Source organism: Nonomuraea sp. NPDC004580, assembly GCF_040609855.1.
GTDB lineage: Bacteria > Actinomycetota > Actinomycetes > Streptosporangiales > Streptosporangiaceae > Nonomuraea > Nonomuraea salmonea.
In genome coordinates this window covers 1-23145 of the sequence record NZ_JBEXLH010000036.1, presented here as the reverse complement: position 1 = coordinate 23145, position 23145 = coordinate 1, and the positions used below count along the sequence as shown (strand labels likewise).

Below are 23145 nucleotides of genomic sequence, written 5' to 3'. Positions count from 1 at the left end.
AGGCTTTGGACCGCGCGGGCGGGCTCTCCCGACCATGGGAGCCATGAGAAGAAGCGAGAACCACGCGTCCCCGACGACGCGCCGCGCCGTGCTCAGGACGGCGGCCGGACTGTCGGCCGTCCCCCTCCTCGCGGGAACGACCGCGGCGGCCGCGCCCGGCGAGGACGAGATCCTGCGGCAGATGGCCGACGCGTTCGGCCGGCAGCTCCGCTCGCCGATCATGCACACGCCGGCGGAGCAGGGCCTCGACTACGAGGACGTCACCTTCCAGGCGATCGACGGCGTGCCCGTCGAGGGCTGGTTCATCCCCGCCCGTGGCTCCGACCGGCTGATCATCGCCAACCATCCGATGGGGTTCAACCGGTCGGGGCTGCCCGGCCATCTGGAGCCGTGGAGGTCGATCTGGAGCTCCAGTGGCAACGACTTCGAGGTGGATCTCGTACCCGACTACAAGATCCTGCACGACGCCGGCTACCACGTGCTCGCCTACGACCTGCGCAACTCCGGCCTCAGCGGCGCCGCCAACGGCGGCATCGCCTCCAGCGGGATCTTCGAGTCGCGTGACGTGCTCGGCTCGCTCCGGTACGCGCGCGAGCGCCGCGACACCAAGGGCATGCGGATCGGGCTGTTCAGCCGCTGCCTGGGCTGCAGTTCGACGTTCCACGCGATGAGCAGGGACCCGCGGGCGTTCGAGGGCGTGCGCTGCCTGGTGGGGCCGCAGCCGGTCACCATGGAGGTCATCATGGCGCGGCGGCTGGTCATGGCGGGGGTGCCGGCCGATCGCATCGATGAGCTGGAGCGGCTGGTGGTCCTGCGGACCGGCATCCCGTTCGCGGCGCGGCAGCCGCGGGAGTGGGCGAAGGGGGTGCGGGTTCCGACGTTCCTGTACCAGGTGCACGAGGACACGCTGACCGAGCCGAGTGACGTGCAGGCGATGTTCGACAACATCCCGGTCGCCGACAAGAAGCTCCAGTGGGTACGCGGCACGAACCGTCGCTTCGACGGCTACCTGGAGTTCCAGCGGCGGCCGCAGCCGATGCTGGAGTGGTTCGGGGCCCACATGACGTGAATCGCTGCTAACACGCTGCCGTTAGCGCCTCTTGACGTAAGCAGCGATAACGAAATAGCGTTTTCATTGCTTACATGTCTGGGGAGGGAGCGCGATGAACGACCACGGCAGCAGATCCACCTTCGACCCGCACGAGCCACCGGAGAAACGTACGGAAGCCCTGCTCGACCCGTCCCTGCACACCCGCCGCACGGTGATCAAGGGCGCCGCCGTAACCGCGGCCGCCGCGGCGGTGGCGGGGAGCGGCATCGCGTTCCCCGCCCCGGCGCACGCCGCCGCCGCGCCCGGCACGACGATGGAGGTCGAGATGACCGTCAACGGCCGGGCGCGCACGGTCGTCCTGGAGCCGCGGGTGACGTTGCTGGACGCGTTACGCGAGCGGCTCGGCCTGACCGGCACCAAGAAGGGCTGCGACCGCGGCGAGTGCGGGGCCTGCACGGTGCTGGTGGACGGCGAGCGGGTCAAGTCGTGCCTGACGCTGGCGGTGATGCGGCAGGGGGCCGAGATCACCACGGTCGAGGGGCTGGCGCGGGGCGACGAGCTGCACCCGGTGCAGGAGGCGTTCATCAAGCACGACGCCTTCCAGTGCGGCGCCTGCACACCCGGCCAGATCATGTCGGCGGTGGCCTGCATCGATGAGGGGCACGCGGGTTCCGAGGCGGAGATCCGCGAGTGGATGAGCGGGAACCTGTGCCGGTGCGCGGCCTACCAGAACATCGTGGCCGCCGTCGCCGACGCCGCGAAGGAGGTGCGGCGATGAGGGCCTTCGGCTACACCGTCGCCCGCGATCCGGCCGGCGCGGTGCGGACCGCGACGAACACCCCCAACGCGACGTACGTGGCGGGCGGCACGGACCTGCTCAACCTCATGCGCGACGGCGCCGAGGCCCACGACCACCTCATCGACGTCAACCGGCTGAACCTCGCCTCCATCACCGCCTGCTCCGGCACGCTCCGCATCGGAGCGGCGGCCAGGATGCGGCAGGTCGCCGAGCACGCCGGAGTGCGTGAAGAGTTCCCCGTGCTGTCGGAGGCGCTGCTGGCCTCGGCGTCCCCGCAGGTGCGCAACATGGCCTCGATCGGCGGGAACCTGTTGCAGCGCACCAGGTGCGGATACTTCCGCGACGCCGGCTCGGCCTGCAACAAGCGGGTGCCCGGCAGCGGCTGCCCCGCCATCACCGGCCAGAACAGGTCGCACGCCGTCCTCGGGGGCAGCGACCACTGCATCGCCACCCACCCCTCCGACCTGGCGGTGGCGCTGACCGCGCTGGAGGCGACCGTGCACCTGCTCGGCCCCGGCGGCGAGCGCGCTGTCCCCATCGCCGACTTCTATCTCCTGCCCGGGTCCACCCCTGACCAGGAGACGGCGATGCGTCCCGGCGAGCTGATCACCCGGGTCGACGTGCCCCGGACGGACCTGGCCGGGCGGTCGCGTTACCTGAAGCTGCGCGACCGGGCCACGTTCGAGTTCGCGGTGGTGTCGGTGGCCGCCGCGCTGCGGACGAGGGGCGGCGTGGTGCGGGACGTACGGCTGGCGTTCGGCGGCGTGGGCACCCGCCCGTGGCGGGACACCCGGGCCGAGGCGGCGCTGCGGGGCCGCCCGCTCACCCCGCAGGCGATCCAGGAGGCGGGCCGGCTCCTGGTCGCGGACGCCAAGCCGTACGAGGGGAACGCGTTCAAGGTCGAGCTTGTCCAGCGGGCGCTGGTGAGCATCCTCGGTGAGCTGGGAGGGCTGCGATGAGCGGGCTGGTGGGCAAGGGCGTGGCGCGGGTGGACGGCAGGGCGAAGGTCACCGGCGCCGCCCGTTACGCCGCTGACCAGGAGGTGCCCGGTGTGCTGCACGGCGCCCTGGTGATGAGCACGATCGCGCGTGGCGAGGTGCTGGAGATCGACCGCCGGGCGGCGCTGGCGCATCCAGGTGTCGTCGCGGTCTACACGCACGCGGACCTGCGGCGGCTCAATGTGCCGAATTTTCCGTTCAACCGGCGGTTCATCCCCATGCAGGAGACGCGGGTGCACCAGCAGGGGCAGCCGGTCGCGTACGTGGTGGCCGAGACCCTGGAGCAGGCCCAGGAGGGCGCCGCGCTGGTGAAGGTGCGTTACCGGGTGGAAGAGCCGGTCGTGCGGATGGCGGACGTGCTCGGCGAGGCGTTCCTGCCCGAGCGGTTCCGGGACCGGCCCAACGAGATCAGCCGGGGTGCCGCCGCCGCCGCGTTCGAGCAGGCCGCCGTACGCGTCGACCGGACGTACAGCAGCCCGATGCAGCACCACAACCCGATCGAGCCGCACACCACCACCGCCGTCTGGGAGAACGGCACCCTGACCCTCTACGAGAGCACCCAGGGCGTGGTGTTCGCGCGGGACGCCGTGGCCACCGCCTTCGGGTTCGACCAGCCGGCGGAGAAGGTCAGAGTCGTCTCGCCCTACCTGGGCGGCGGGTTCGGCGCCAAGGGCCCCACCTACCCGCACACCCTGCTCACCGCGGCGGTGGCGGAGCTCTGCGGCCGGCCCGTGCGGCTGGTGCTGTCGCGCGCGCAGATGTACACCTCCAACGGCCACCGCGCCGAGCACCGCCACCACCTGCGGCTGGGCGCCGACCGGCAGGGCCGGCTGACCGCCATCGAGAGCACCTCGACGGCCCAGGTGACCCGCGTGGACGAGGCGATCTACAACGGCAGCGAGTCCGCGGTGCGCCTGTACGCCTGCCCGAACGTGCACGTACGCCAGCTCGGCGTCCGCCTCGACCTGCCGACGTCGAGCTACATGCGCTCGCCGGAGACGACCGCGCACTTCGGCCTGGAGACCGCCATGGACGAGCTGAGCTACGAGCTCGGCATCGACCCCGTCGAGCTGCGCGTACGCAACCACACCGACGTCGACCAGCAGGCCGACCCGCCCGCGCCCTACCCGGGCAAGCGGCTGCTGGAGTGCTACCGGGTGGCGGCCGAGGCGTTCGGCTGGTCCCGGCGCAGGCCCAAGCCGGGCACCACCAGGGACGGCGACGAGTACGTCGGCTGGGGCATGGCCACCGAGACCCACACCCACGCCGCCATCCCGTCCCAGGTCAGGCTCACCGTCGGCACCGACGGGCGGGCGACCCTGCGCACCGCGACCCAGGAGATCGGCACCGGCACCTACACCGTGCTCACCCAGATCGCCGCAGAGGGGCTCGGCCTGCCGCTCGGGCACGTCACGACGCTGCTCGGCGACACCGCCTACCCCGCCGCCTCCCTGTCCGCCGGGTCGGCCACGATGCCCAGCGTGGCGGGCCCGGCGGCCGAGGCGGCGGCGCAGGCGCGGCAGGCCGTGATCGCGCTGGCCGTCGCCGACCCGCGCTCACCGCTGCACGGCGTGCCCGCCGGCGAGGTCGTGGCCGGGGACGGCCGCCTGTCCGCACGCGGGCGCACGGACACCTACCGCGACGTCATGCGCCGCCACGGCCGGCCCGTCGAGGCCACGGGGAGCAGGAGGAACACCGGCGGGCACGCCTTCGGCGCGGTGTTCCTGGAGGTGCGCATCCATCCTCGGCTGGGGCGGCTGCGGGTGTCGCGGGTGGTGGCGGCGTACGACCTGGGCCGGGTGCTCAACCGCAGGACCGCGCGCGGGCAGGTCATCGGCGGGGTGACCTGGGGGCTCGGGTTCGCGCTGATGGAGCACACGATGGTGGACCCGAACACCGCCCGGGTCGTCAACCCGAACCTGTCCACGTACCTTGTGCCCGTCTGCGCGGACGTGCCGTCGGTGGAGGCGCTCTTCGTGGACCCTGAGGAACCGGACGCCGAGCTGAACGGGATCCGCGGCTTCGGCGAGACGCCGGGGACGGGGGTGCCCGCGGCCATCGGCAACGCCATCTACCACGCCATCGGCCGGCGGCTCAGGGATGTGCCCTTCTCTCAGGACAAGCTGCTCTGAGCGGCCCTGTCGAGCAGCTCGTCCAGCAGGGCCCGCTCGCCCGGCGTGTAAAGACCCGGCACGTCGCCGAGGACGGCCATCAACCCCACGGCCCGCTGAGCCACGCTCGGCGGGCCGGTCGGCGTCTCCGTGGTGATCGCCGCCAGCACCGCCTCGCGCAGGCGGCCGGGCAGGGCCGGGTCGCGCTGCTCCCACGGGGTGCGGATGAGGTTGAGCGTGCAGCCGACGCTGGCAGCGTGGATCATGTCCATCGCCGTGCGGACGCCGACGGTGAGCCGGCCGGCGGCGGCGATGCGCTCGACCAGCAGGCGCAGCTTCTCCATCGACTGCTCGGTGCTGCGCCGGTGGGCGTCGGGGGTCTGGCGACCGAACATGAGCATGTACTGCTCGGGGTTCTCCAGGCCGAAGCCGACGTGGTTGTCCCAGCCGCGGCGCAGGTCGTCCACGGGGTCGCCGGAGGGCTCCTGCCTGTCCTTGCCGGCGAGGTAGCGCGCGAACCCGTCGGCGGCGACCGCTTCGAGGAGCCCGTTCATGTCGGTGAAGAGGCGGTAGAGCGTGGGCGCCTGCACACCGGCCGCCGCGCTGACCGTACGCGTGGTCACCCCTTCGCGGCCCTTGTCGCGCAGCAGCTGGGTGGTGGCGTCGATGATGCGCTGGCGAACCTCTTCCCGATCAGCCATGTATCAACGATAACAGAATTCCGCTATCAACCGTTTTGTACGATCGCCTCGGCCAGCCGGCCGGGCATGGACAGGAACGGCGAGTGGGAGGCGCCGAGCGAGACCACGGACGTCGGGTTGCCGGGGAAGGCCGCGTCCGCCTCGGCGACGAACCTCCTCTGCACGGCCGGCTGGATCGCCTGGTCGTTGGCGCAGAGGACGTACGTCCGCGGCACCGACCCCCAGCCCGCCCGGGTCAGCGTGGTGGTGCCCAGCATGATCCCGAACGGCCCGTCCGGGGTCAGCAGCCCGGTGGCGGCGTCGGCGAGCACCGGATCCACATCACCGTAGAACGCCTCCCACAGCCCCCGCCGGTAGGCCGGGTCGTCGGTGGCGACATCCAGCCGCAGCGCGCCGATCCCGGCCGGGTCCCCCCGCAGCAGGGGCGCGACCTGATCGCCCGCGGCCTCCGGAATCCGCGTGTAGGCCGCCGCCGGCGTGTCCGACGCCGGCATGTACGCCGTGAGATACAGGGCATGCGCCACCAGCTCGGGCGCCTGCTCGGCCACCCGCGTCAGCACCGGCCCCGCCGCGCTGTGGGCGACCACCGTGACGGGCTCACCCCGTCCGATCCGCTTGACCTGCTCCGTCAGCAGCGCGGCCGCGCCGTCCAGGCTCACGTCCGCGACGGGCGACACCTCGGCGGCGACCGCCGCGCGATCGTACGGCCGCTCGGTGAACCATCGGGGACGGCGCGCATAGAGCCCGTGCCCCGCCATGTCCACGGCGACGGCCGTCCGCCCCGCGGCGACCAGGTGGGGGATGACCTCGCTCCAGCACCAGGAGCCGTGCCAGAAACCGTGAACCAATACCAGCGTGGACATGAACGCGCTCCCCGGGGTACGCCCGCGTCGGGACTGATGGGCCTCGAACCGGCGCCCTTGCCGGCGTTCGTGCTCCATTCTGCCCGCCTCACCCGGGATCCGGCCGCCCCGAACCTGGGTGCGTTCCTCCTAGTCTGCCGAGCGCAGCAGCATGGCCTCCACCTCGGCGCCGGCGTCGGCCGTGCACACGTACGTGGGCCTTCCCGTCACCGGCTCCACGAAGTACAGGGTCGCCCGCTTGCCGCACCGCGAGCACCGGGCATCGGGCCCGCCACCGAGCTCGGCCAGCCCGACCTTGATCTCTGGGATCACAAAAGCCATGCGGGAAGCGTAGATCGGCAAGATCAGACCGTCCGTGGCGACAACCCGCCTTGCGCAATCATGCCCGTACGTTGTTCCACCCGGGAGACGCCGGGCGCTTACGAGTGGTGGTGGCGCAGGGTCGCGTTCGCCTGCCTGAAGATTTCCTCGTTCGGGTCCTGGAGCAGAATCTCCAGGATCTCTCGTGGGGTGGTGGGCCAGGTGGCGAGCCACCAGCGCACGTTCGGCGACCGGTCCTTGGCGAGCAGCCGGAGGTCCTCATCGTCCAGTTCCACGAATTTCAGCAGGGTCGCGCGGACGCGGGCCGAGCGGTCGCGGGTGAGGGTGTGGCGCTGGTCGGGAGTGGTGCGGGGGTTCTGGGCGACGCCGGCGCGGACGAGGGCGCTCTGCGAGGTCAGCAGGCGGGCGAGGACGTCGGGGAACGGGGTGTGGGCCGCCAGTGACTCGCGGACCTCTTCCGAGGGGTCGAGGAGCAGCTGTTCGGTGGTGTCGCGGTCGAGGGTCTCCTGCGCGGCGAGGAGGCGGCGGAGGTCTTCGTCGGGGGATTCGATGATCTTGCGCCGGACGCGCCGGTCGGCCCGCGGGTGGGCGGGCAGGTCCCAGCGCACCGATCCGTGCGGGTCGTCGACCAGGGTCAGCAGGAGGTCGGCGGGGCAGGAGGGGTTGGCGGCCAGGGTCTGGCGGGTTCTGAGATCGGGGTCGTTCGCCAAAGGGCGGAGCAGGTCCCAGGCGTCCACGTCGGTACGGGCCGCCAGCACGCGCCGGACGGATCGGGAGGGGTCGTTCACCAGCACGGCCAGGACGTCCCTTGGTAAGGGGACGGCTTGTGCGGCGAGGACGCGGTGCCGCACCAGCCTGGCGTGCGCGAGGCTTCGGAGATCGTCCTGAGGCGGCATGGTCCCTACTTCGGCGGTGCGCAGGAGGAGCGGGGGACGAGGCGGGTGGGGAGGCGGACGTGGTGTTGCGGGCGTCGGTCTCGTCGTAGCCGGCGACGCGGATGAGGACGGGGTCGAGCGGGAGTCCGGCGTCGGCCAGGGCGGAGCGGTAGCCCTCCTAGCGTAGCGGGCCCGACTCCAGGTCGCGGGGCGGCCGGCCGAGGAAGCCGATGCGCCGGTGGCCGAGGCCGGGCCGCTGCCCGAGGTGCGCGACGGCGAAGTCCCGGTGCCGAGGGAACCCGGCTGGGGCGTCGAGCTGCTGCCGTCCTTCGCCCGCACCGCCGATCGTGCCCTGACCCGCGTCTGACCACCCGTCAGCGTGGCCTCCGCGTGCCGCCGGAGACCGCGACTATGGGACGCGGCCTGGGGGCATCGGAGCCTGGCCGTAAGGGACGGATCGTCACAAGCCGCCAGCGGGCGGACCGGCACGGTGACTAGAATTTGTGATCTTGGCCGACGACGGGAGCGTTCGCGTGAACCTGGAGATCAAGTTCCTGGGTCCGCTGGAGGTCGAGGCGGGTGGCAGGGTGGTCACGATCAGCGGGGGGCGGCGGATCGGCGTGCTGATCCGGCTCGCCCTCAACGCCGGGCAGGTCGTGCTCACCGAGACACTGCTCGCCGACGTGTGGGCGAGCAGCTCCGCCGCCACCGCCACCAAGCAGCTGCACATCGTGATCTCGAAGCTGCGCGACGCGCTCGGCCCCGACGCCATCGAGACCGTTCCCGGCGGCTACCGGCTCGCCGTCGAACGCGACCACGTGGACGCGCACGCCTTCGCCCACCTGTCCAGGCAGGCCCGCGCCGCCTGCGCGGACGGCGCCACGGCCACCGCGGACGCGCTCTTCCGCGGCGCGCTGGAGCTGTGGCGGGGGCCGGCGCTGGCCGAGGTGGACGCGCCCTGGGCGGGCATCGAGGCCGAGCGGCTGGAGGCGGAGCGGCTCAGCGTCCTCGAGGACCACGCCGAGCTGCGGCTGGCCGCCGGCGACCAGCGGGCCCTGGCCGGCGAGCTCGCCGGGCTCGTCCGGGCGCACCCGCTGCGCGAACGTCTCGCCGGCCAGCTCATGCTCGCGCTCTATCGGGACGGCCGGGCGCCCGAGGCGCTGGAGACGTACCGGCGCCTGCGCCGGGCCATGGTGGACGAGCTGGGGATCGAGCCGGACGCCGAGCTCCGCCGGCTGCACCAGGCCGTCCTCGCCAAGGATCCCGCACTCGACCTGCCCAGGACGCGGCGGCTCGAGCACGTCCCTCCGGCGGAGCTGCCCGCCGACGTCCAGGCGTTCACGGCGCGGACGGACGAGGTGGAGCGGCTGCGGGCCGACCTGCTGAGCGACGCCACGGTGACCGTGATCGACGGGCCGGGCGGCGTCGGGAAGTCGGCGCTCGCCGTCCACGTCGCGCACGGCGTCGCCGGCCGCTTCACCGACGGCGTCATCTACGTCAACCTGCACGGCTCCACCGCCAGGCTCGCCCCGCTCGCCCCCATCGAGGCGCTGCGCCACCTGCTGCGCTCACTCGGCCTCGACGGCGCCGCCATCCCCTCCGACACCGAGGAGGCCGCCGCCCGCTACCGATCGCTCACCGCCGCGAGCGACCTGCTGGTCATTCTCGACAACGCCCGCAACGTCCGCCAGGTACGCCCGCTCATCCCGGCCGGGCCCGGCTGCCGGGTGCTGATCACCAGCCGCGACCCGCTCGCCACCCTGAGCAACGCCCGGCACCTGCACCTGGGCGGGCTCGACGACGCCCATGCGGCCACCCTGCTCGCCCGGATCGTCGGATCCGGCCGCCTGGAAGCCGAGCCGGGGGCGGCGGAGGAGATCGTCCGGCTCTGCGGCGGTTTCCCGCTCGCGCTGCGCATCGTGGGAGCGCGCCTGGCCGCACGTCCCGACCGTCCGCTCTCCCACCTCGCGGTCCGTCTCGCCGACGCCACCAGGCGGCTCGACCTGCTGGAGTACGCGGACCTCGCGGTACGCGCCGGCCTCGCGGTCAGCCATCAGCAGCTGCGTGAGGAGCCCGCCGGCCAGGACGCCGCGCACCTGCTCTGCCTGCTCGGGGCGGCGGACCTGCCCACGTACACGCCCACCGCCACGGCCGCGCTGGCCGGCTGGCCGGAGCACCGCGCCGAGACCGCCCTGGAACACCTCCTCGACGCTCGCCTGCTCGAACGCGCGGGGCCCGACCGCTACCAGCTCCACGACCTGGTCGGTCTGTACGCGCGCGAGCAGGACCTCCCCGGCGACGAACGCGCGAGCGCGATCCACCGCGTGCTGCACCACTACCTGGCCACCGCGCAACGGGCCTCCGCCCTGCTGAACGACCACCCGGAGGCCAGCATGTACGCCATCGACCAGGCAGGTCAGGAGCTGCCGACGCTTGAGGCCGCCAACGCCTGGCTGGTCGCGGAGCGGGACGACCTCGTCGCCGCGGTACGCCAGGCGGCGCGGGTGGCCGACGGCTTGGCACTCGGGCTCGCCGACCACCTGGTGTGGCTGTTCGACCGCCGGGGATGGTTCGCCGAGGCACTCGAGGCGGGTGCGGAGGTGCTGCGGCAGGCCGGGGAGAGGGCGGACCGGGAGGCTCAGGCACCCCTGCTGCAGGGGCTCGCCGGCATTCACCAGCAGCTCGGGAATCTCCCCGAATCCGTGCGCGACCTGGAGGAGGCGCTGGAGCACGCCGACCGGACGGCATCCCGCAGGAAGGCCGGGCTCTACAACGACCTCGGCATCACCTACACCCAGATGGAGCGCTACGACGACGCGCTCACCGCGCTGCGCAGCGCCCTCATCATCACCCAGGAGGAGGGGCGGACCCTGCACGAGGGGATGGTCCGCTCCAACCGGGCGCAGGTCTATCACCGGCAGGGGAGGCACGCCGAAGCCGTGGACGAGGCGCGGCTCGCCCTGGTGCTGACGGTGAAGGGACAGGGCAACGCCGGCGCGGTGGGCACCGCGCACGACACGCTGGGCGACTGCCTGCGGGCGCGAGGCTCGCTCGAGGAGGCGGTCGGCGAGTACCGCGTGGCCATCGAGTGCCAGCGCGAGGCCGGCTACACCATGGGCCTCGCCGTGTCCCACTGGTGGCTCGGTCACACCCTGCACGACCTGGGCCGGCACGAGGAGGCCAGGGAATCGTGGCGGGTGTCGCTGGCGATCCTGCGCGAGGCCAGGCTGCTCACGCCCGAGGAGGAGGCCCGCTACCTCGCGCAGCCGGTCCCCGACCTGCCCGAGGCGATCAAGAACCAGCTCTGAGAACCTGCCATACCGGCGGCATACCGCGCTTGCGTAGGGTCCAGCCCTGATGACACTCGAGATCGGGCTACTCGGGCCCTGGCAGATCACGATGGACGGACGGCCGCTGCGGGTGGCCGGCCGCCGCCGCGTCGCCGTGCTGACCCGCCTGGCCCTGGACGCCGGCCGGCCCGTCACCACGCGCCGGCTCGTCGCCGACGTGTGGGGGCAGACCTCCACGACCACGGCCGGCAAACAGATCAACATCGTGGTGTCGAAGCTGCGCGACACGATCGGCCCGGACGCCATCGTGACCGTGCCCGGCGGCTACCTGCTCGACGTGCCCCGTGAGCGCATCGACGCGCACCAGTTCACGCTGCTGGCCGGCCAGGCGCGCACGGCCCGCGACCGGGGCGAGTCCGGCACGGCGGACAGGTGGTTCCGTCAGGCGCTGGACCTGTGGCGGGGACCGGCCCTGGCCTGGCTGGAGGAGCCGTGGGCGCAGGAGGAGGCCAAGCGCCTGGAGGCGGAACGCGTCGCCCTCTTCGAGGACCACACCGAGCTGCGGCTGGCCGCGGGTGACCAGCTCGCCGTGATGGCCGACCTCGTGCCGCACGTCAAGGCGTACCCGCTGCGTGAGGGGCCGCGCGCGCAGCTCATGCTGGCGCTCTACCGGGCGGGGCAGCCGGGCGAGGCGCTCGCGGTCTACGAGGAGGGGCACGCGGCCATGGTCGAGGAGCTCGGCCTGGAGCCGGGCGCCCCGCTGCGCCGGCTGCGGGACGCCATCCTCGCCAGGGATCCCGCGCTCGACCTGGCCGTGCCGGCGCGGCAGGGCACGATCGTCCCCGCCGAGCTGCCCGCCGACACCCGGTCCTTCACCGCCCGGCAGGAGGAGGTGACGTGGCTCATCGAGGCGCTGCTGCACGCGAACGTCGCCGTCATCGACGGGCCGGGCGGCGTGGGCAAGTCGGCGCTCGCCGTCCACGTGGCGCACACGATGGCCGGGCGGTTCCGCGACGGCGTCGTCTACCTCAACATGAACGGCTCCACGCCCGGCCTGCCGCCCCTGCCCGTGCCCGACGGCCTCGGCCACGTGCTGCGGTCGCTGGGCCTCGACGGGTCCGCCGTGCCGTCCGACGTGGAGGGAGCGGTGGCCCGCTACCGGTCGCTCACCGCGGGGAGCGAGCTGCTCGTCATCCTGGACAACGCGCTCGACGCCCGGCAGGTGCGGCCGCTCATCCCGGCCGGGCCGCGCTGCCGTGCCGTCATCACCAGCCGCACCGCACTCGGCAGGCTGGACGCGGAGCTCGGGGACGTCCGCCGGCTGCACCTGGCCGGGCTCGGTCATCGGGACGCCGTCACGCTGCTGTCCAGGATCGCCGGTCCCGAGCGCGTCGAGCGCGAGCCCGAGGCCGCCGCGGCGGTCGCCCGGCTCTGCGGCGGCCTGCCGCTGGCCGTGCGCATCGCCGGCGCCCGCCTGGTGGCGCGGCCCGACCGGCGGGTGGCCGACCTCGCCGACCGCCTGGCCGACGCCACCCGCCGCCTCGACACCCTGCAGTACGACGACCTCGCGGTACGCGCCGGCATCGCGGTCAGCCACCGGCAGCTCCACGAGGAGCAGGACGGCCTCGACGCCGCGCACGTGCTGCCGCTCCTGGGCCTGCTCGACACGCCGACCCACACCCCGGCCGCCACGGCCGCCCTGGCCGGCTGGCCGGAGCCACGGGCGCAGGCGGCGCTCGAACACCTGCGCGGCGCCCGGCTCCTGGAGCCGGCGGCCCGCGACCGGTACCGCTTCCACGACCTCATCCGCCTGTACGCCAGGGAGCAGGCCGCCGAGCTGCCCGGGGACGAGCGCGCGGCCGCGCTGGACCGCGGCTACCACCACTATCTGGCCACGCTCAACACCGCCACCCTGCTCGTGCACCCCCAGCCCCTGGAGCCGTACTACGAGGCCGAGCTGCCCGGCGTCCCGCTCGCCGACGCGCAGGAGGCCGGCAGGTGGACCGAGGCGGAGCGGGACAACCTCCTCGCCGTGACCCACCAGGCGATGGAGTCCGCGAGCCCGCACGTCGCCCTCGGGCTGGCGCTGGGGCTGCACATGCCGTTCAACTACCGGGGCTGGGTCACGCACCTGGGCGACATTCACGCCGGCGCGGTCGAGCTGGCCGCGCGGTGCGGCGACCGGGCGGGTGAGGCGCAGGCGTCGGCGTACCTCGGCTGGGTGCACCGCGACCAGGGACGCGACGAGCAGGCCATCGCGTACCTGAAACGGGCGGCGGAGTGCTGGGACGAGGCCGGGCTGCGGCACCGGCGCACCGGGCCCATCAACAATCTGGGGATCATCCACACCAAGCTGGACCGGCTCGACCTCGCCCACACCTACCTGTCGGAGGCGCTGTCCATCGCCGTGGCGGGGGGCGAGGAGTACCAGCGCGGGGCCATACTCAACAACCGCGCGCACGTGCTCTACCGGCAGGGCCGCTACGACGAGGCCGTCGCCGAGGCGAAGGAGGCGACCGCGGCGTGGGCCGGCAGCCTGTACGGCGAGGGCCTGTCCCGCGAGACCCTGGCCCGCGCGTACATGCACGCCGGCCGCCTGGAGGAGGCCGCAGAAACCTTCCAGGTGGCGCTGACGCTCCTGCACGAGGGCGGCTACCGCATCGGCTACGCCGTCGCCGCCTGGTGGTCCGCCCAGACCCTGCACGCCCTGGGCAGGACGGACCTGGCGCGCAGGGACTGGCGCCGCTGCTTCACCGCGCTCCTGGAGGCCCGCCTGCTGACCCGCTCGGAGGTGGACGAGCTGCTGGCGCAGCCCGTCCCCGCCATGCCCCAGCCGATCAGGCACATGCTGTAGAGGCGAGCCCCGCCGGTCGCGCGGCGGGGCTCGCGCACGTCACTCGACCGTGATGCGGTGAATGGCCTTGGCAGGGCCGGCCGTGATGTCACCTTCCCATGTCGCGAGGTAGGTGTAGCGGCCGGCGGTGGTGAGGGTGTCGGTGAGCGTGAACGTGCCGTCGGCGTTCAGGCGTACCGGCGGGAGCGTCACGCTGTCGCTGGCGCCGTCGACCTTGATGCTGCGCAGCACGGTGAACGTGGTCCACGAACCGAGCGATCGGCCGTTCGCCGTCAAGGTGCCGGTCAGCTGCACGGTCGTGCCGGCGGTGCCCGTCTCGGGGCCGTCCAGGGTGAGGGTGGACCTGTCCCTGGCGTTCAGGACGGCGAAGGCGCCGGCGCGGCGGTAGCGATCGTCGCCCTCCCAGTACACCAGGTAGATCCACTCGCCCCGCTCCTGCGTGGTGTCCTCGAAGCTGAACGTGCCGTCCTTGCCGGTCCGCACGCCGGTGATCGGCTCCTTCCCCCCGTAGGCCGAGCGCCGGACCACGGTGAGCGGCCTGAGCGCGAGCGGCTTGCCGTCGGCACGGGTGAGCCGGCCCTCGATGGTGGCCGGCGAGCCGACGTACGCGTACGTCGGAGCCGTCACCGTCAGCGTGGAGGCCGGCAGCTCGGCGCCGGTCATCCGCCACAGCAGCAGCCGGTCCGTCGTGCTGCGCAGCAGCATGAAGACGTCGGAGCCGGAGAACGCGACGCCGTCCAGGAGTGCCTCGGCGTCCCACTGGTCGGCCCCGAACAGCGCCGTGCCGCTCGCGGCGTCGTAGACGGTGAGGTCGTTGTTGCCGTATTCGGCGGCCAAGGCGACGTAGGCGCCGTCGCCGCTGAGCGCCACGGCCGACGCATAGCCGATCCAGCCGTCGCCGTATTCGCCGGTCACGGTCAGCGTGCGGGTGTCGAACCGGGTGACGTCCTCGGGGCCGCTGGCCACGGCGAACAGCGCGGTGCCGTCGGAGCTCAGCGCGAGGTCGCGCAGGTAGTCCAGGTAGACCTCGTCGCCTTCGATGGTGCCGCGCAGCTCGGGGGTGTCGCCGCCGACGTCGTAGACCAGCAGGTCGCCCTCGTGCACGCTGCGCTGGCCGGCCACCAGCGTGTCGCCGGCGGCCGCGAGCACCGGAGCGCGCATCTGCTCGCCGCCGACCGCCACCGGAACGGGGGCGGTCGCGCTCAGGTCGAGGCCGACGACGCCGCCCTTGCCGGTGTCGCAGCCGTGCCCCACCCACAGCCGCTCGCCCAGCAGCGCCAGGCTGACGGGGCACGGATGCGAGGACAGGTCGAGCCTGCGGGTGACGGCGAGGGTCGCGGTGTCGATCTCGGCGACCTCGTTGGAGCCGTTGAGCGCCGCGTACAGGCGGGCGCCGTCCTGGGCCATGGCCAGCTGGCGGACGCCGGACAGCCCCGTGATGACGTCGCCGGTGGGGGTACCGGTGGCGTCGGCCACGATGACCCGGTCGTCGGCGCCGACGAACACCCGGCCGCCGCCGACGGCCAGGTCGGCGCTGTAGGCCTGGGTGGTCACCCCGAGGTCGGCGGGGGCGGTAGCCGCCGCGGCGGCGGGAGTGGCGATGGTGAGCAGGCCCGTGATCAGGCCGACGGCGCTCAGGTGAGCGGCTAATCGGCGGACGAGGGAATGGCGCACGAGAACCTCCATGGCGATGGGAACGTATGTTCTAATCAAGCCGTACGGAGGCTCGCGCGTCAAGATCGGCGACTCGCGTGACGCCGAACCGTGATCATGCGAATTCCAGGATGGCGGGTTCGGGCGGACGGTGCGAATGTAGAGGCATGGCGACCCGCTGGAGGAGAACGTGGGAAACCCCGAGCTGACCACCAAGACCGTGCTTGCCGCCATCCGCGACCACGGAGACGCGGCCTACGACTTCCTCATCGACGACTACCCGTCCGACCGGGTGATCGCTGAGTTCACCAAGGCGGCCAGGTCGGGCTTCACCACGTTCGGGGTGGCGGTGCACATGGCGTCGCTGACCGACAAGGGCCGTAAGGAACTCGGCTGAAGGCGCCGGTCACCGGGCGAACGCCTGGAGCGCCTTCCTGAGCTGCCGGGAGTACGGCAGCGGGTCGCCGTAGTGCTCGGCGGTCCTGCTCGGGTCCTCCTTGAGCACGTGGCTGACCCCGGTCAGCCGGACGAGCATGGGTCACTCCATCTCTCGGGGAACGTCACAGAGCGTCGGGGCGCAGGAGGTAGAACCCGGCGATCCTGCCGTCGTGGTCGTAGCTGACGCGCAGGGTCAGCTCGCCCGCCTCGAAGAACAGCGGGGCGTTCACGACGGTGTGGTCGGCCGCCTGATGAGCCGTCGGCTCCCCCATGCGTTCGTAACCGCCGATCGCGCCGGCCACCTGCGCCCAGATCGTGGCGAGCTGGTCGGGGGAGAGCCCGGCGGCCATCGTCTCGTCGAAGTCGCGGCACACCTCCACCCACCGGCCGCCGACCAGGTCGGCGACCAGCGCCGTCGTACGGTCGGTCGCGCCGGGCAGGATCGTGCCGGTCATGGGAGCTCCTGTTCGCGGGTCGAGGGGCCGGCCGAAGCGCTGGAACGCCGCCTGCCGGCTGGAGCCCAGCACGTCGCCGATCTCCTGCCAGGTGTGCCCGGCCGTTCGCGCGCCGGCGACCGCCGCCCGCATGGCCTGATCGGCCACCCGCGCGAGGTCCCGAGCCGCCGCCACCGCCTCGAGCGGCGCGGCGGCGGCACTCAGCCGCTCCAGCAACCGTCCCGCGGCCTCCGCCAGGTCCGGTTCCGTTGCGTCGTCAATATCTCCTTTACGAGCGGCACGAAAATCAGACCCTGATCCCCTTCACGATGGCGGGGAGGTCGCGGACCAGGGGCTCGCCGGCCATCACGGTGACGACGACGCCGCTGCGCGCCACCCAGCCGACGTACCGGCCGTGGCCCAGTGCCCCGTCACCGGTCTTGCCGAGGACCTTCCTGCCGCCCAGCCGCGCGGGCTTGCCGGCGCTCGTGAACGTGCCGAGGTCCACGGGGAGCTTCCGCAGGTCCTTCAGGTCGCGCGCCTCCGGCCAGCAGACCACCCGCACCCACAGGGACCGGTGGGCGCGGTCGGTGGCGTCGCGGTCGTCCGACCAGCGGTAGGCGTACTCGGTGACGCCGTCGTGCTTCGACGCCTCCAGCTCCCCGTAGGTGAAGCCCTTCGGGAGGTGGGCGACGCGGACCCCCTTGAGGGCTCGCTTGCCCTTCGCGGGCTTGTCGGTCCGTCCCTTCAGCTCCGCCTTCGACGGGGCGGGGCAGGTGGGAGCGGCGTGGGCGGGGAGCGCGGTCAAGGTCGCGGCGGCGATGGGGGCCGCGGTGAGGGCGGCGAGGATGCTGATCGTTCTCATGCCAGGTTGGATGCCGCTCCGCGCCCATAAGTTGCGGCGAACGCCGACGGGACGGCGCCCGCTGCCCGCGCCGCAAGGGAGATTCGAGTCGGCTGCCGTACCCAAGAGGGGTGTTGCTGGGTCGAGCCGAAAGAAGGGCCTGCATGTACGGACTGACAGTTCTGGTGCGCGCCGGCGAGCGGGCGGGCGGCCTCCCCCGGGGCGGCGGGCCGCGATGAGCACCGCCGACAGAGCCATCACCCTGCGCGCGATGCCTCGCTGGTACTTCACCCTGTTCACCAGCGACGCGCTCGAACGCTTCGGCTTCTACGGCCTGCAGGCCATCCTGGTGCTGTACGCCTCGGCCCCCGCCGCGAGCGGCGGGCTCGGCCTGCCGGTCACCGACGCGGCGACGTTGTTCGGCGCCTGGATCGGCTTCATGTTCATGCTGTCCATCGCCGGCGGCTGGCTCGGCGACCGGGTGCTGGGCAACCGGCGCGCGCTGGTCGCGGGCTGCCTGACGGGCATGGCCGGATACCTGTGCCTGGCGGTGCCCGCTGGCTGGGCGGCGGCGGTGGGCCTGCCGCTGGTGGCGATCGGCGGCGCGGTCTACAAGCCGAACCACCAGGCCATGATCAACATGATGTTCGCCGGGAGCCGGGGCCGCGAGGCCGGCATCTCGCTGATGTACGTCGCCACCCAGGTCTCCGCCCTGGCCGCGCCGCTGCTGGTCGGCTATCTGGGCGAGCGGGTCAGCTGGAGCCTGGCGTTCCTGGTCGCGGCGCTGGTCATGCTGATCACCGGGGTGCAGCTCCGGGTGAGCGCCGCCCAGTTCGGTGACGTGGGGCAGCGGCCGGTGCGGCCTTTGACGGCCGGCGAGCGCTCGGCCGCCGCACGGCGTACCGGGCTGGCCGGCGGGGTGGTCCTCGCCGTGGTGCTCGGCCTGGGGCTGGCCGGGATGCTGAGCGTGTCGCTGGCGATCGGGCTGGTCGGCGTGTTCAGCGTGATCGTGCCGATCGTCGGCTACACCGTCGTCTACCGCAACCGCGGGCTCGGCGCGGACGACCGGCGCAGGCTGCGCGCGTTCCTCGCCGTGTTCCTCGGCTCCACGCTGTTCTGGATGATCATCGCGCACGCCGCGTCGCTGCTGAACCTCTTCGCCCGCGACCACGTCGACCGCATGGTGTTCGGCATGGAGATCCCGGCGAGCTGGCTGCAGGCGGCGACGCCGCTGTTCATCCTCATGCTCGCGCCGCTGATCGCGGTGACGCTGCCGGCGCTGTCGGGCCGCACCCACGTGCCGGTCAAGCTGGCCATCGGGCTCGTCCTCGTCGGCGGCGGCTTCCTCATCATGTCGCTGACCACGGTGTTCGCCGCGTCGGGCGAGAAGGTGTCGCCGCTGTGGCTGGTCGTCGTCTACCTCACCCACGCCTGCGGCGAGGTCATCGTCGCCGCGGTGATCATCTCGGCCGCCGCCGAGGTGCTGCCGGCCGGCTACATGGGACGCACGCTCGGCCTGATGTGGCTGTTCGCCGGGCTCGGCGGCGGGCTGGGCAGCGGCGTGGTCAGGCTCGCGGAAGTCGTCCCCGAGCCGATCTACTACCTCGGCCTCGGGGGCGTGGCGAGCGTCGTCGGGCTCGCGTTCGCGCTCGGCCGGCGGGCCCTCGCCAACGGGCTGGCGGCGGGCCTGGAGACACCGGCGGAGCGCCAGGCGAGCGACGCCGTCACGGAGGGCAGCCGATGAGCGAACGCAACGACCGGCCGGTGGTGACGGGCATCGGCGTCATCGCCCCCACCGGCATGGACACCGAGACGCACTGGCAGGCCACGCTGGCCGGCAAGTCGGGCATCGGCAGGATCACCCGCTTCGACGCCGGCGGCTATCCCGTGCGGCTGGCCGGGCAGGTGCCCGGGTTCGTCGCCTCGGAACGCCTGCCCAACCGGCTCATCCCGCAGACCGACCACTGGACGCACATGGGCCTCGCGGCGGCCGAGTCGGCGCTGGCCGACGCCCGCGTGGTGCCCGACGAGCTGCCCGAGTACGAGATGGCGGTGGTGACCGCGAGCTCGTCGGGCGGCACCGAGTTCGGCCAGCACGAGATGGAGCGGCTCTACCAGAACGGGCCCTCCTGGGTGGGCGCGTACCAGTCGATCGCCTGGTTCTACGCCGCCACCACCGGCCAGGTGTCGATCAGGCACGGCATGCGCGGCCCCTGCGGGGTGATCTGCTGCGAGCAGGCGGGCGGCCTGGACGCGGTCGGGCAGGCGCGCAGGCTGATCCGGCGGGGCTCGCGCATCGTGGTGACCGGCGGCACCGACGCCTCGCTGTGCCCGTACGGGCTGGTCGCGCAGCTGTCCAACGGCAGGATGTCCACCGTCGACGACCCCGAGCGGGCGTATCTGCCGTTCGACGAGGACGCCTCCGGCTATCTGCCGGGCGAGGGCGGCGCGATGCTCATCGTGGAGAGCGCCGAGAGCGCGGCGCGGCGCGACGCGACCGTCTACGGCGCGGTCGCGGGCTACGCGGCGGGCTTCGACCCCGCCCCGGGCTCGGACCGGCCGCCGGCCCTGCGCCGCACGATCGAACGCGCGCTGGCCGACGCCGGCACGTCTCCGTCCGACATCGACGTCGTGTTCGCCGACGCCTGCGGCACGCCGGACGACGACCTGGCCGAGGCGCGGGCCATCACCGAGGTGTTCGGCCCGCGCGGCGTCCCGGTCACCGCGCCCAAGACCCTGACCGGCCGGCTCTACGGCGGCGGCGCCGCACTCGACGTGGCGACGGCGCTGCTCGCGCTGCGCGACGGCGTCGTCCCCGCCACCGCCGGCACCTCCCGGCTCGCGCCGGGCTGCGACATCGACCTGGTCCTCGGCCGGCCGCGCGACGGCGCGCTGCGGACCGCGCTCGTCCTGGCCCGCGGGCACGGCGGATTCACCGCCGCGCTCGTGCTCACGAAGTGAAAGGGAAAGGGAACACCATGGATCTCGGCCTGAGCGGTAAGCGGGCACTCGTCACCGGCGGCACCCGCGGCGTGGGCCGCGGCATCGTGCTCGCGCTCGCCAAGGCGGGCGTGGACGTCATCACCAACTACCGGCAGGAGGGTGAGAACGTCGTCTCGCTGGAGCACGAGCTCAAGCAGATCGGCGGCCGCCACGGCGTGCTGCGCGCCGACCTCACCGACCCCGGGCAGATCGCCGGCCTGCTGGAGCAGTGCGGCGAGCGGTTCGACGGCCGGCTCGACCTGGTGGTCAACAACGCCGCCGCGATCAGCCACGTCCCCTACGCCAAGCTCGACCTCGCCGAGTGGCAGCGCATCGTGGACACCAACCTCACCGCCGTGCACCTGACGATCCAGCACGCGCTGCCGCTGCTGGGCGCGGGCTCCTCGGTCATCGGCGTCAGCTCGAAGTCGATCGAGGTCGGCATCCCGCTGCGCGCCCACTACACCGCGACCAAGGCCGCGCTGCACGGCTTGTTCCGCACCCTGGCCAGGGAGTTCGGCCCGCAGGGCATCCGATTCAACGTGGTGGCGCTCGGCATGATCCACACCGAGGCGTTCGACGCGATGCCGGAGGAGCAGCGGAACCAGATGATCGAGCGCTACTCCGGCAAGACCTGCCTGGGCCGGCTCGGCACCCCCGACGAGGTCGCGGGCGCGGTGATGTGGCTGGCGGGAGACCTGTCGCGGTACGTCACCGGCTCCGTCGTGGCGGTGGACGGGGGGATCTCATGAGCCAGGCCCGGTTCCGCGTCATGCTGCGCCTGCAGATCAAGCCCGGGATGGAGCGCGAGTTCGAGCGGGTGTGGATGGAGGTCGGCGACTCGGTCACCACGCACCCGGCCAACCTCGGTCAGTGGCTCGCCCGCGACGGCGAGGAGCAGGGCGTCTACCACATCATGAGCGACTGGGTGGACGAGCCGCGCTTCCGCGAGTTCGAGCTGAGCGAGCGGCACCTGGAGCACCGCAAGAAGCTGCACCCGTACCGCTCGGGCGGGTCGATGAGCACGGCGCACATCGTCGCGCACCTGCCCGGCTCCACCTCGGAGGAGACGGCCACGCACGAGGCGTGGGAGGAGGCGGCGCGATGACGGCTCAGGCGCCCGACGGGCACGGCGTCCGGGTGCTGCTCTACCACGCCACGGACGACCCCGGCGGCATCGAGGCGGCCTACCACGAGGCGAGCAACCGGCTGGCCGGGGTGCCCGGCCTGCTCGGCAACGAGCTGCTGCGGTCGGTCACCGACGAGGGCGACTTCGTGGTGGTGAGCACGTGGCGCAGCATGGAGGACTTCGAGAAATGGGAGCAGGGGCCGGACCACAAGCGGCAGACGGCGCCGCTACGCCCCTTCCGTGACGGCAGGATGCGCCGGCCGTTCGCCGTCTACCGAGTAACAGCGTCCTACTAGCCAGGAGACCGGCCCGTGAAACTCGTTCCGAATGGGACTTCGCATACCACGATGGATCTGACCGACTGGCTGTCCTGCGCGGGCTGCGGGATGCTCGTCTACCGCAAGCGGTTCGACCGCATGGGCGGGGTGTGCCCCGACTGCGGCAGGCACGCGCCGCTGACCGCGGAGCAGCGGCTCGGGCGGCTGCTCGACCCCCGCTCCGGCACGACGGTGGAGCCCGCGCCGTCGGTGCACGACCCGCTCCGGTTCGAGGACCTGCTGCCGTACGCCGACCGGCTGGACACCGCCCGCTCGCGCACCGGGATGGACTGCGCGGTGCGGGTGGTGCGCGGCACCGTACGCGGGCGCGGCGTCGTGGCGGCGGTCATGGACTTCCGCTTCCTCGGCGGCAGCATGGGCACCGCCGAGGGCGAGGCGGTCGTGGCCGCCGCCGAGGAGGCGCTGAAGCACCGGCTGCCGCTGCTGATCGTCACCGCGTCGGGCGGCGCGCGCATGCAGGAGGGCGCGTTCTCGCTCCTGCAGATGGCGCGGACGAGCAACGCGATGGCGGCGCTCGACGAGGCGGGCCTGCTGACGATCACGCTGGTGACCGACCCCACCTACGGCGGCGTGGCGGCGTCGTACGCGACGCTCTCCGACGTGATCATCGCCGAGCCCGGCGCCAGGATGGGCTTCGCCGGACCCCGGGTGATCGAGCAGACCATCAGGCAACGGCTGCCCGAGGGCTTCCAGACCGCCGAGTTCCTGCTGGAGCACGGCCTGCTCGACGGTGTCGTGCCGCGCGCCGAACTGCCGCAGGTGCTGCAGCCGCTGCTCGCCCTGGGCACGCCGGTCGAGCCCGGCTGGGGCGCGGCCGTCGAGGACCCGGTGATCCGCTACCCGGACCTGCTGCCCGAGCGGCCCGCCGCGCAGGTGGTCAAGCTGGCCCGCGACCTGGGCAGGCCGACCACGCTCGACCACGTCGCCGCCTGGGGCGGCGAGTTCGTGGAGCTGCGCGGCGACCGGGCGGGCGCCGACTGCCCCGCCGTGGTGGGCGGCCTGACCGACCTGGACGGCCTGCCGGTGATGGTGATCGGCCACCAGAAGGGCCACACCACCCAGGAACTGGTACGCCGTGACTTCGGCATGCCGTCGCCGGCCGGCTACCGCAAGGCGGTGCGCCTGATGCGGCTGGCCGCGAAGCTGCGGGTGCCGGTGGTCACGCTCATCGACACGCCTGGAGCGCACCCCGGCCTGGAGGCCGAGCGGCACGGCCAGGCGCACGCGATCGCCGACTGCCTGCGGGTGATGGGCTCGCTCGACGTGCCCGTGGTCAGCGTGGTCACCGGGGAGGGCGGCAGCGGCGGCGCCCTGGCGCTCGCGGTGGCCGACCGGCTGCTGGTGTGCGAGAACGCCACGTTCTCGGTGATCAGCCCGGAGGGCTGCGCGGCGATCCTGTGGCGCAGCGGCGAGGCCGCCGCCACGGCGGCGGACGCGCTCGGCGTGGACGCGCCGACGCTGCTG

Annotated in this window: 22 protein-coding genes; 14 read left to right on the top strand and 8 right to left on the bottom strand. The window is 73.1% G+C overall.

Annotated elements, in window-relative coordinates:
- Positions 1–43 precede the first annotated feature (43 nt).
- The 4 genes from ABZW11_RS29960 to ABZW11_RS29945 all read left to right on the top strand — a co-directional run bounded on the left by ABZW11_RS29960 (position 44) and on the right by ABZW11_RS29945 (position 4980).
- Entirely contained in the window at positions 44–1069 is a 1026-nt protein-coding gene (locus tag ABZW11_RS29960) for a hypothetical protein (protein ID WP_355424102.1), read from the top strand.
- Positions 1070–1364: 295 nt separating this feature from the next.
- The gene (locus tag ABZW11_RS29955) at positions 1365–1829 is read left to right on the top strand and encodes a (2Fe-2S)-binding protein (protein WP_355424216.1); all 465 of its coding nucleotides are present in this window, start codon (positions 1365–1367) and stop codon (positions 1827–1829) included.
- Entirely contained in the window at positions 1826–2809 is a 984-nt protein-coding gene (locus ABZW11_RS29950; protein ID WP_355424099.1) for a xanthine dehydrogenase family protein subunit M, read from the top strand. Before ABZW11_RS29955 ends, ABZW11_RS29950 begins: the two co-directional genes overlap by 4 nt.
- The gene (locus tag ABZW11_RS29945) at positions 2806–4980 is read left to right on the top strand and encodes a xanthine dehydrogenase family protein molybdopterin-binding subunit (RefSeq protein WP_355424097.1); all 2175 of its coding nucleotides are present in this window, start codon (positions 2806–2808) and stop codon (positions 4978–4980) included. Before ABZW11_RS29950 ends, ABZW11_RS29945 begins: the two co-directional genes overlap by 4 nt.
- Here the strand turns inward: ABZW11_RS29945 and ABZW11_RS29940 are convergent.
- The 4 genes from ABZW11_RS29940 to ABZW11_RS29925 all read right to left on the bottom strand — a co-directional run bounded on the left by ABZW11_RS29940 (position 4962) and on the right by ABZW11_RS29925 (position 7740).
- The gene (locus tag ABZW11_RS29940; RefSeq protein ID WP_355424094.1) at positions 4962–5660 is read right to left on the bottom strand and encodes a TetR/AcrR family transcriptional regulator; all 699 of its coding nucleotides are present in this window, start codon (positions 5658–5660) and stop codon (positions 4962–4964) included. The two genes, ABZW11_RS29945 and ABZW11_RS29940, sit on opposite strands and share 19 nt — an antisense overlap.
- 26 nt (positions 5661–5686) lie before the next feature.
- Positions 5687–6523, bottom strand: a complete 837-nt coding sequence (locus tag ABZW11_RS29935; RefSeq protein WP_355424091.1) for an alpha/beta fold hydrolase — start codon at positions 6521–6523, stop codon at positions 5687–5689.
- 129 nt (positions 6524–6652) lie between these two features.
- A complete protein-coding gene (locus tag ABZW11_RS29930; protein WP_355424088.1) occupies positions 6653–6844 on the bottom strand; it encodes a hypothetical protein in 192 nt (63 codons plus the stop codon).
- 98 nt (positions 6845–6942) lie between these two features.
- A complete protein-coding gene (locus ABZW11_RS29925) occupies positions 6943–7740 on the bottom strand; it encodes a hypothetical protein (protein ID WP_355424085.1) in 798 nt (265 codons plus the stop codon).
- 217 nt (positions 7741–7957) lie between these two features.
- Between ABZW11_RS29925 and ABZW11_RS29920 the strand changes: the two genes are divergently transcribed.
- From ABZW11_RS29920 to ABZW11_RS29910, 3 genes are all read left to right on the top strand, one after another.
- Entirely contained in the window at positions 7958–8086 is a 129-nt protein-coding gene (locus ABZW11_RS29920) for a hypothetical protein (RefSeq protein ID WP_355424083.1), read from the top strand.
- Between the two features lie 166 nt (positions 8087–8252).
- Positions 8253–11027 (top strand): BTAD domain-containing putative transcriptional regulator, encoded by a 2775-nt coding sequence (locus tag ABZW11_RS29915; RefSeq protein ID WP_355424080.1) that lies wholly within the window; start codon positions 8253–8255, stop codon positions 11025–11027.
- 49 nt (positions 11028–11076) lie between these two features.
- A complete protein-coding gene (locus ABZW11_RS29910) occupies positions 11077–13863 on the top strand; it encodes a BTAD domain-containing putative transcriptional regulator (RefSeq protein WP_355424077.1) in 2787 nt (928 codons plus the stop codon).
- 39 nt (positions 13864–13902) lie between these two features.
- Here the strand turns inward: ABZW11_RS29910 and ABZW11_RS29905 are convergent, their stop codons facing one another.
- Positions 13903–15537 (bottom strand): hypothetical protein, encoded by a 1635-nt coding sequence (locus ABZW11_RS29905; protein WP_355424074.1) that lies wholly within the window; start codon positions 15535–15537, stop codon positions 13903–13905.
- Between the two features lie 169 nt (positions 15538–15706).
- On the opposite strand from ABZW11_RS29905, the gene ABZW11_RS29900 reads away from it, so the two are divergent.
- A complete protein-coding gene (locus ABZW11_RS29900) occupies positions 15707–15913 on the top strand; it encodes a hypothetical protein (RefSeq protein WP_355424071.1) in 207 nt (68 codons plus the stop codon).
- Between the two features lie 9 nt (positions 15914–15922).
- Here the strand turns inward: ABZW11_RS29900 and ABZW11_RS29895 are convergent, their stop codons facing one another.
- The 3 genes from ABZW11_RS29895 to ABZW11_RS29885 form a co-directional block, all read right to left on the bottom strand.
- Positions 15923–16051 carry a hypothetical protein gene (locus tag ABZW11_RS29895; protein ID WP_355424068.1) on the bottom strand — a complete coding sequence of 43 codons (129 nt, stop codon included), beginning with the start codon at positions 16049–16051 and terminating at the stop codon, positions 15923–15925.
- Positions 16052–16076: 25 nt separating this feature from the next.
- Complete coding sequence (locus ABZW11_RS29890) at positions 16077–16625, bottom strand: DUF3887 domain-containing protein (RefSeq protein ID WP_355424065.1); 549 nt, start codon at positions 16623–16625, stop codon at positions 16077–16079.
- Between the two features lie 70 nt (positions 16626–16695).
- On the bottom strand, positions 16696–17253 hold the full coding sequence (locus ABZW11_RS29885) for a hypothetical protein (protein WP_355424062.1): 558 nt from the start codon (positions 17251–17253) through the stop codon (positions 16696–16698).
- Positions 17254–17503: 250 nt separating this feature from the next.
- On the opposite strand from ABZW11_RS29885, the gene ABZW11_RS29880 reads away from it, so the two are divergent.
- The 6 genes from ABZW11_RS29880 to ABZW11_RS29855 form a co-directional block, all read left to right on the top strand.
- Positions 17504–18976, top strand: a complete 1473-nt coding sequence (locus tag ABZW11_RS29880; RefSeq protein ID WP_355424060.1) for an oligopeptide:H+ symporter — start codon at positions 17504–17506, stop codon at positions 18974–18976.
- A complete protein-coding gene (locus ABZW11_RS29875) occupies positions 18973–20193 on the top strand; it encodes a ketosynthase chain-length factor (protein ID WP_355424057.1) in 1221 nt (406 codons plus the stop codon). Before ABZW11_RS29880 ends, ABZW11_RS29875 begins: the two co-directional genes overlap by 4 nt.
- Before the next feature lie 17 nt (positions 20194–20210).
- Complete coding sequence (locus ABZW11_RS29870; protein ID WP_355424054.1) at positions 20211–20966, top strand: SDR family oxidoreductase; 756 nt, start codon at positions 20211–20213, stop codon at positions 20964–20966.
- Positions 20963–21322, top strand: coding sequence for an antibiotic biosynthesis monooxygenase (locus ABZW11_RS29865; protein WP_355424051.1), 360 nt, complete (start codon positions 20963–20965; stop codon positions 21320–21322). Before ABZW11_RS29870 ends, ABZW11_RS29865 begins: the two co-directional genes overlap by 4 nt.
- Positions 21319–21639, top strand: a complete 321-nt coding sequence (locus tag ABZW11_RS29860) for an antibiotic biosynthesis monooxygenase family protein (protein ID WP_355424048.1) — start codon at positions 21319–21321, stop codon at positions 21637–21639. The genes ABZW11_RS29865 and ABZW11_RS29860 overlap by 4 nt, the downstream gene beginning before the upstream one ends.
- A gap of 51 nt (positions 21640–21690) precedes the next feature.
- Positions 21691–23145 (top strand): acetyl-CoA carboxylase carboxyltransferase subunit alpha/beta (locus ABZW11_RS29855; protein WP_355424045.1); only part of this gene is annotated, 1455 nt, incomplete at its 3' end.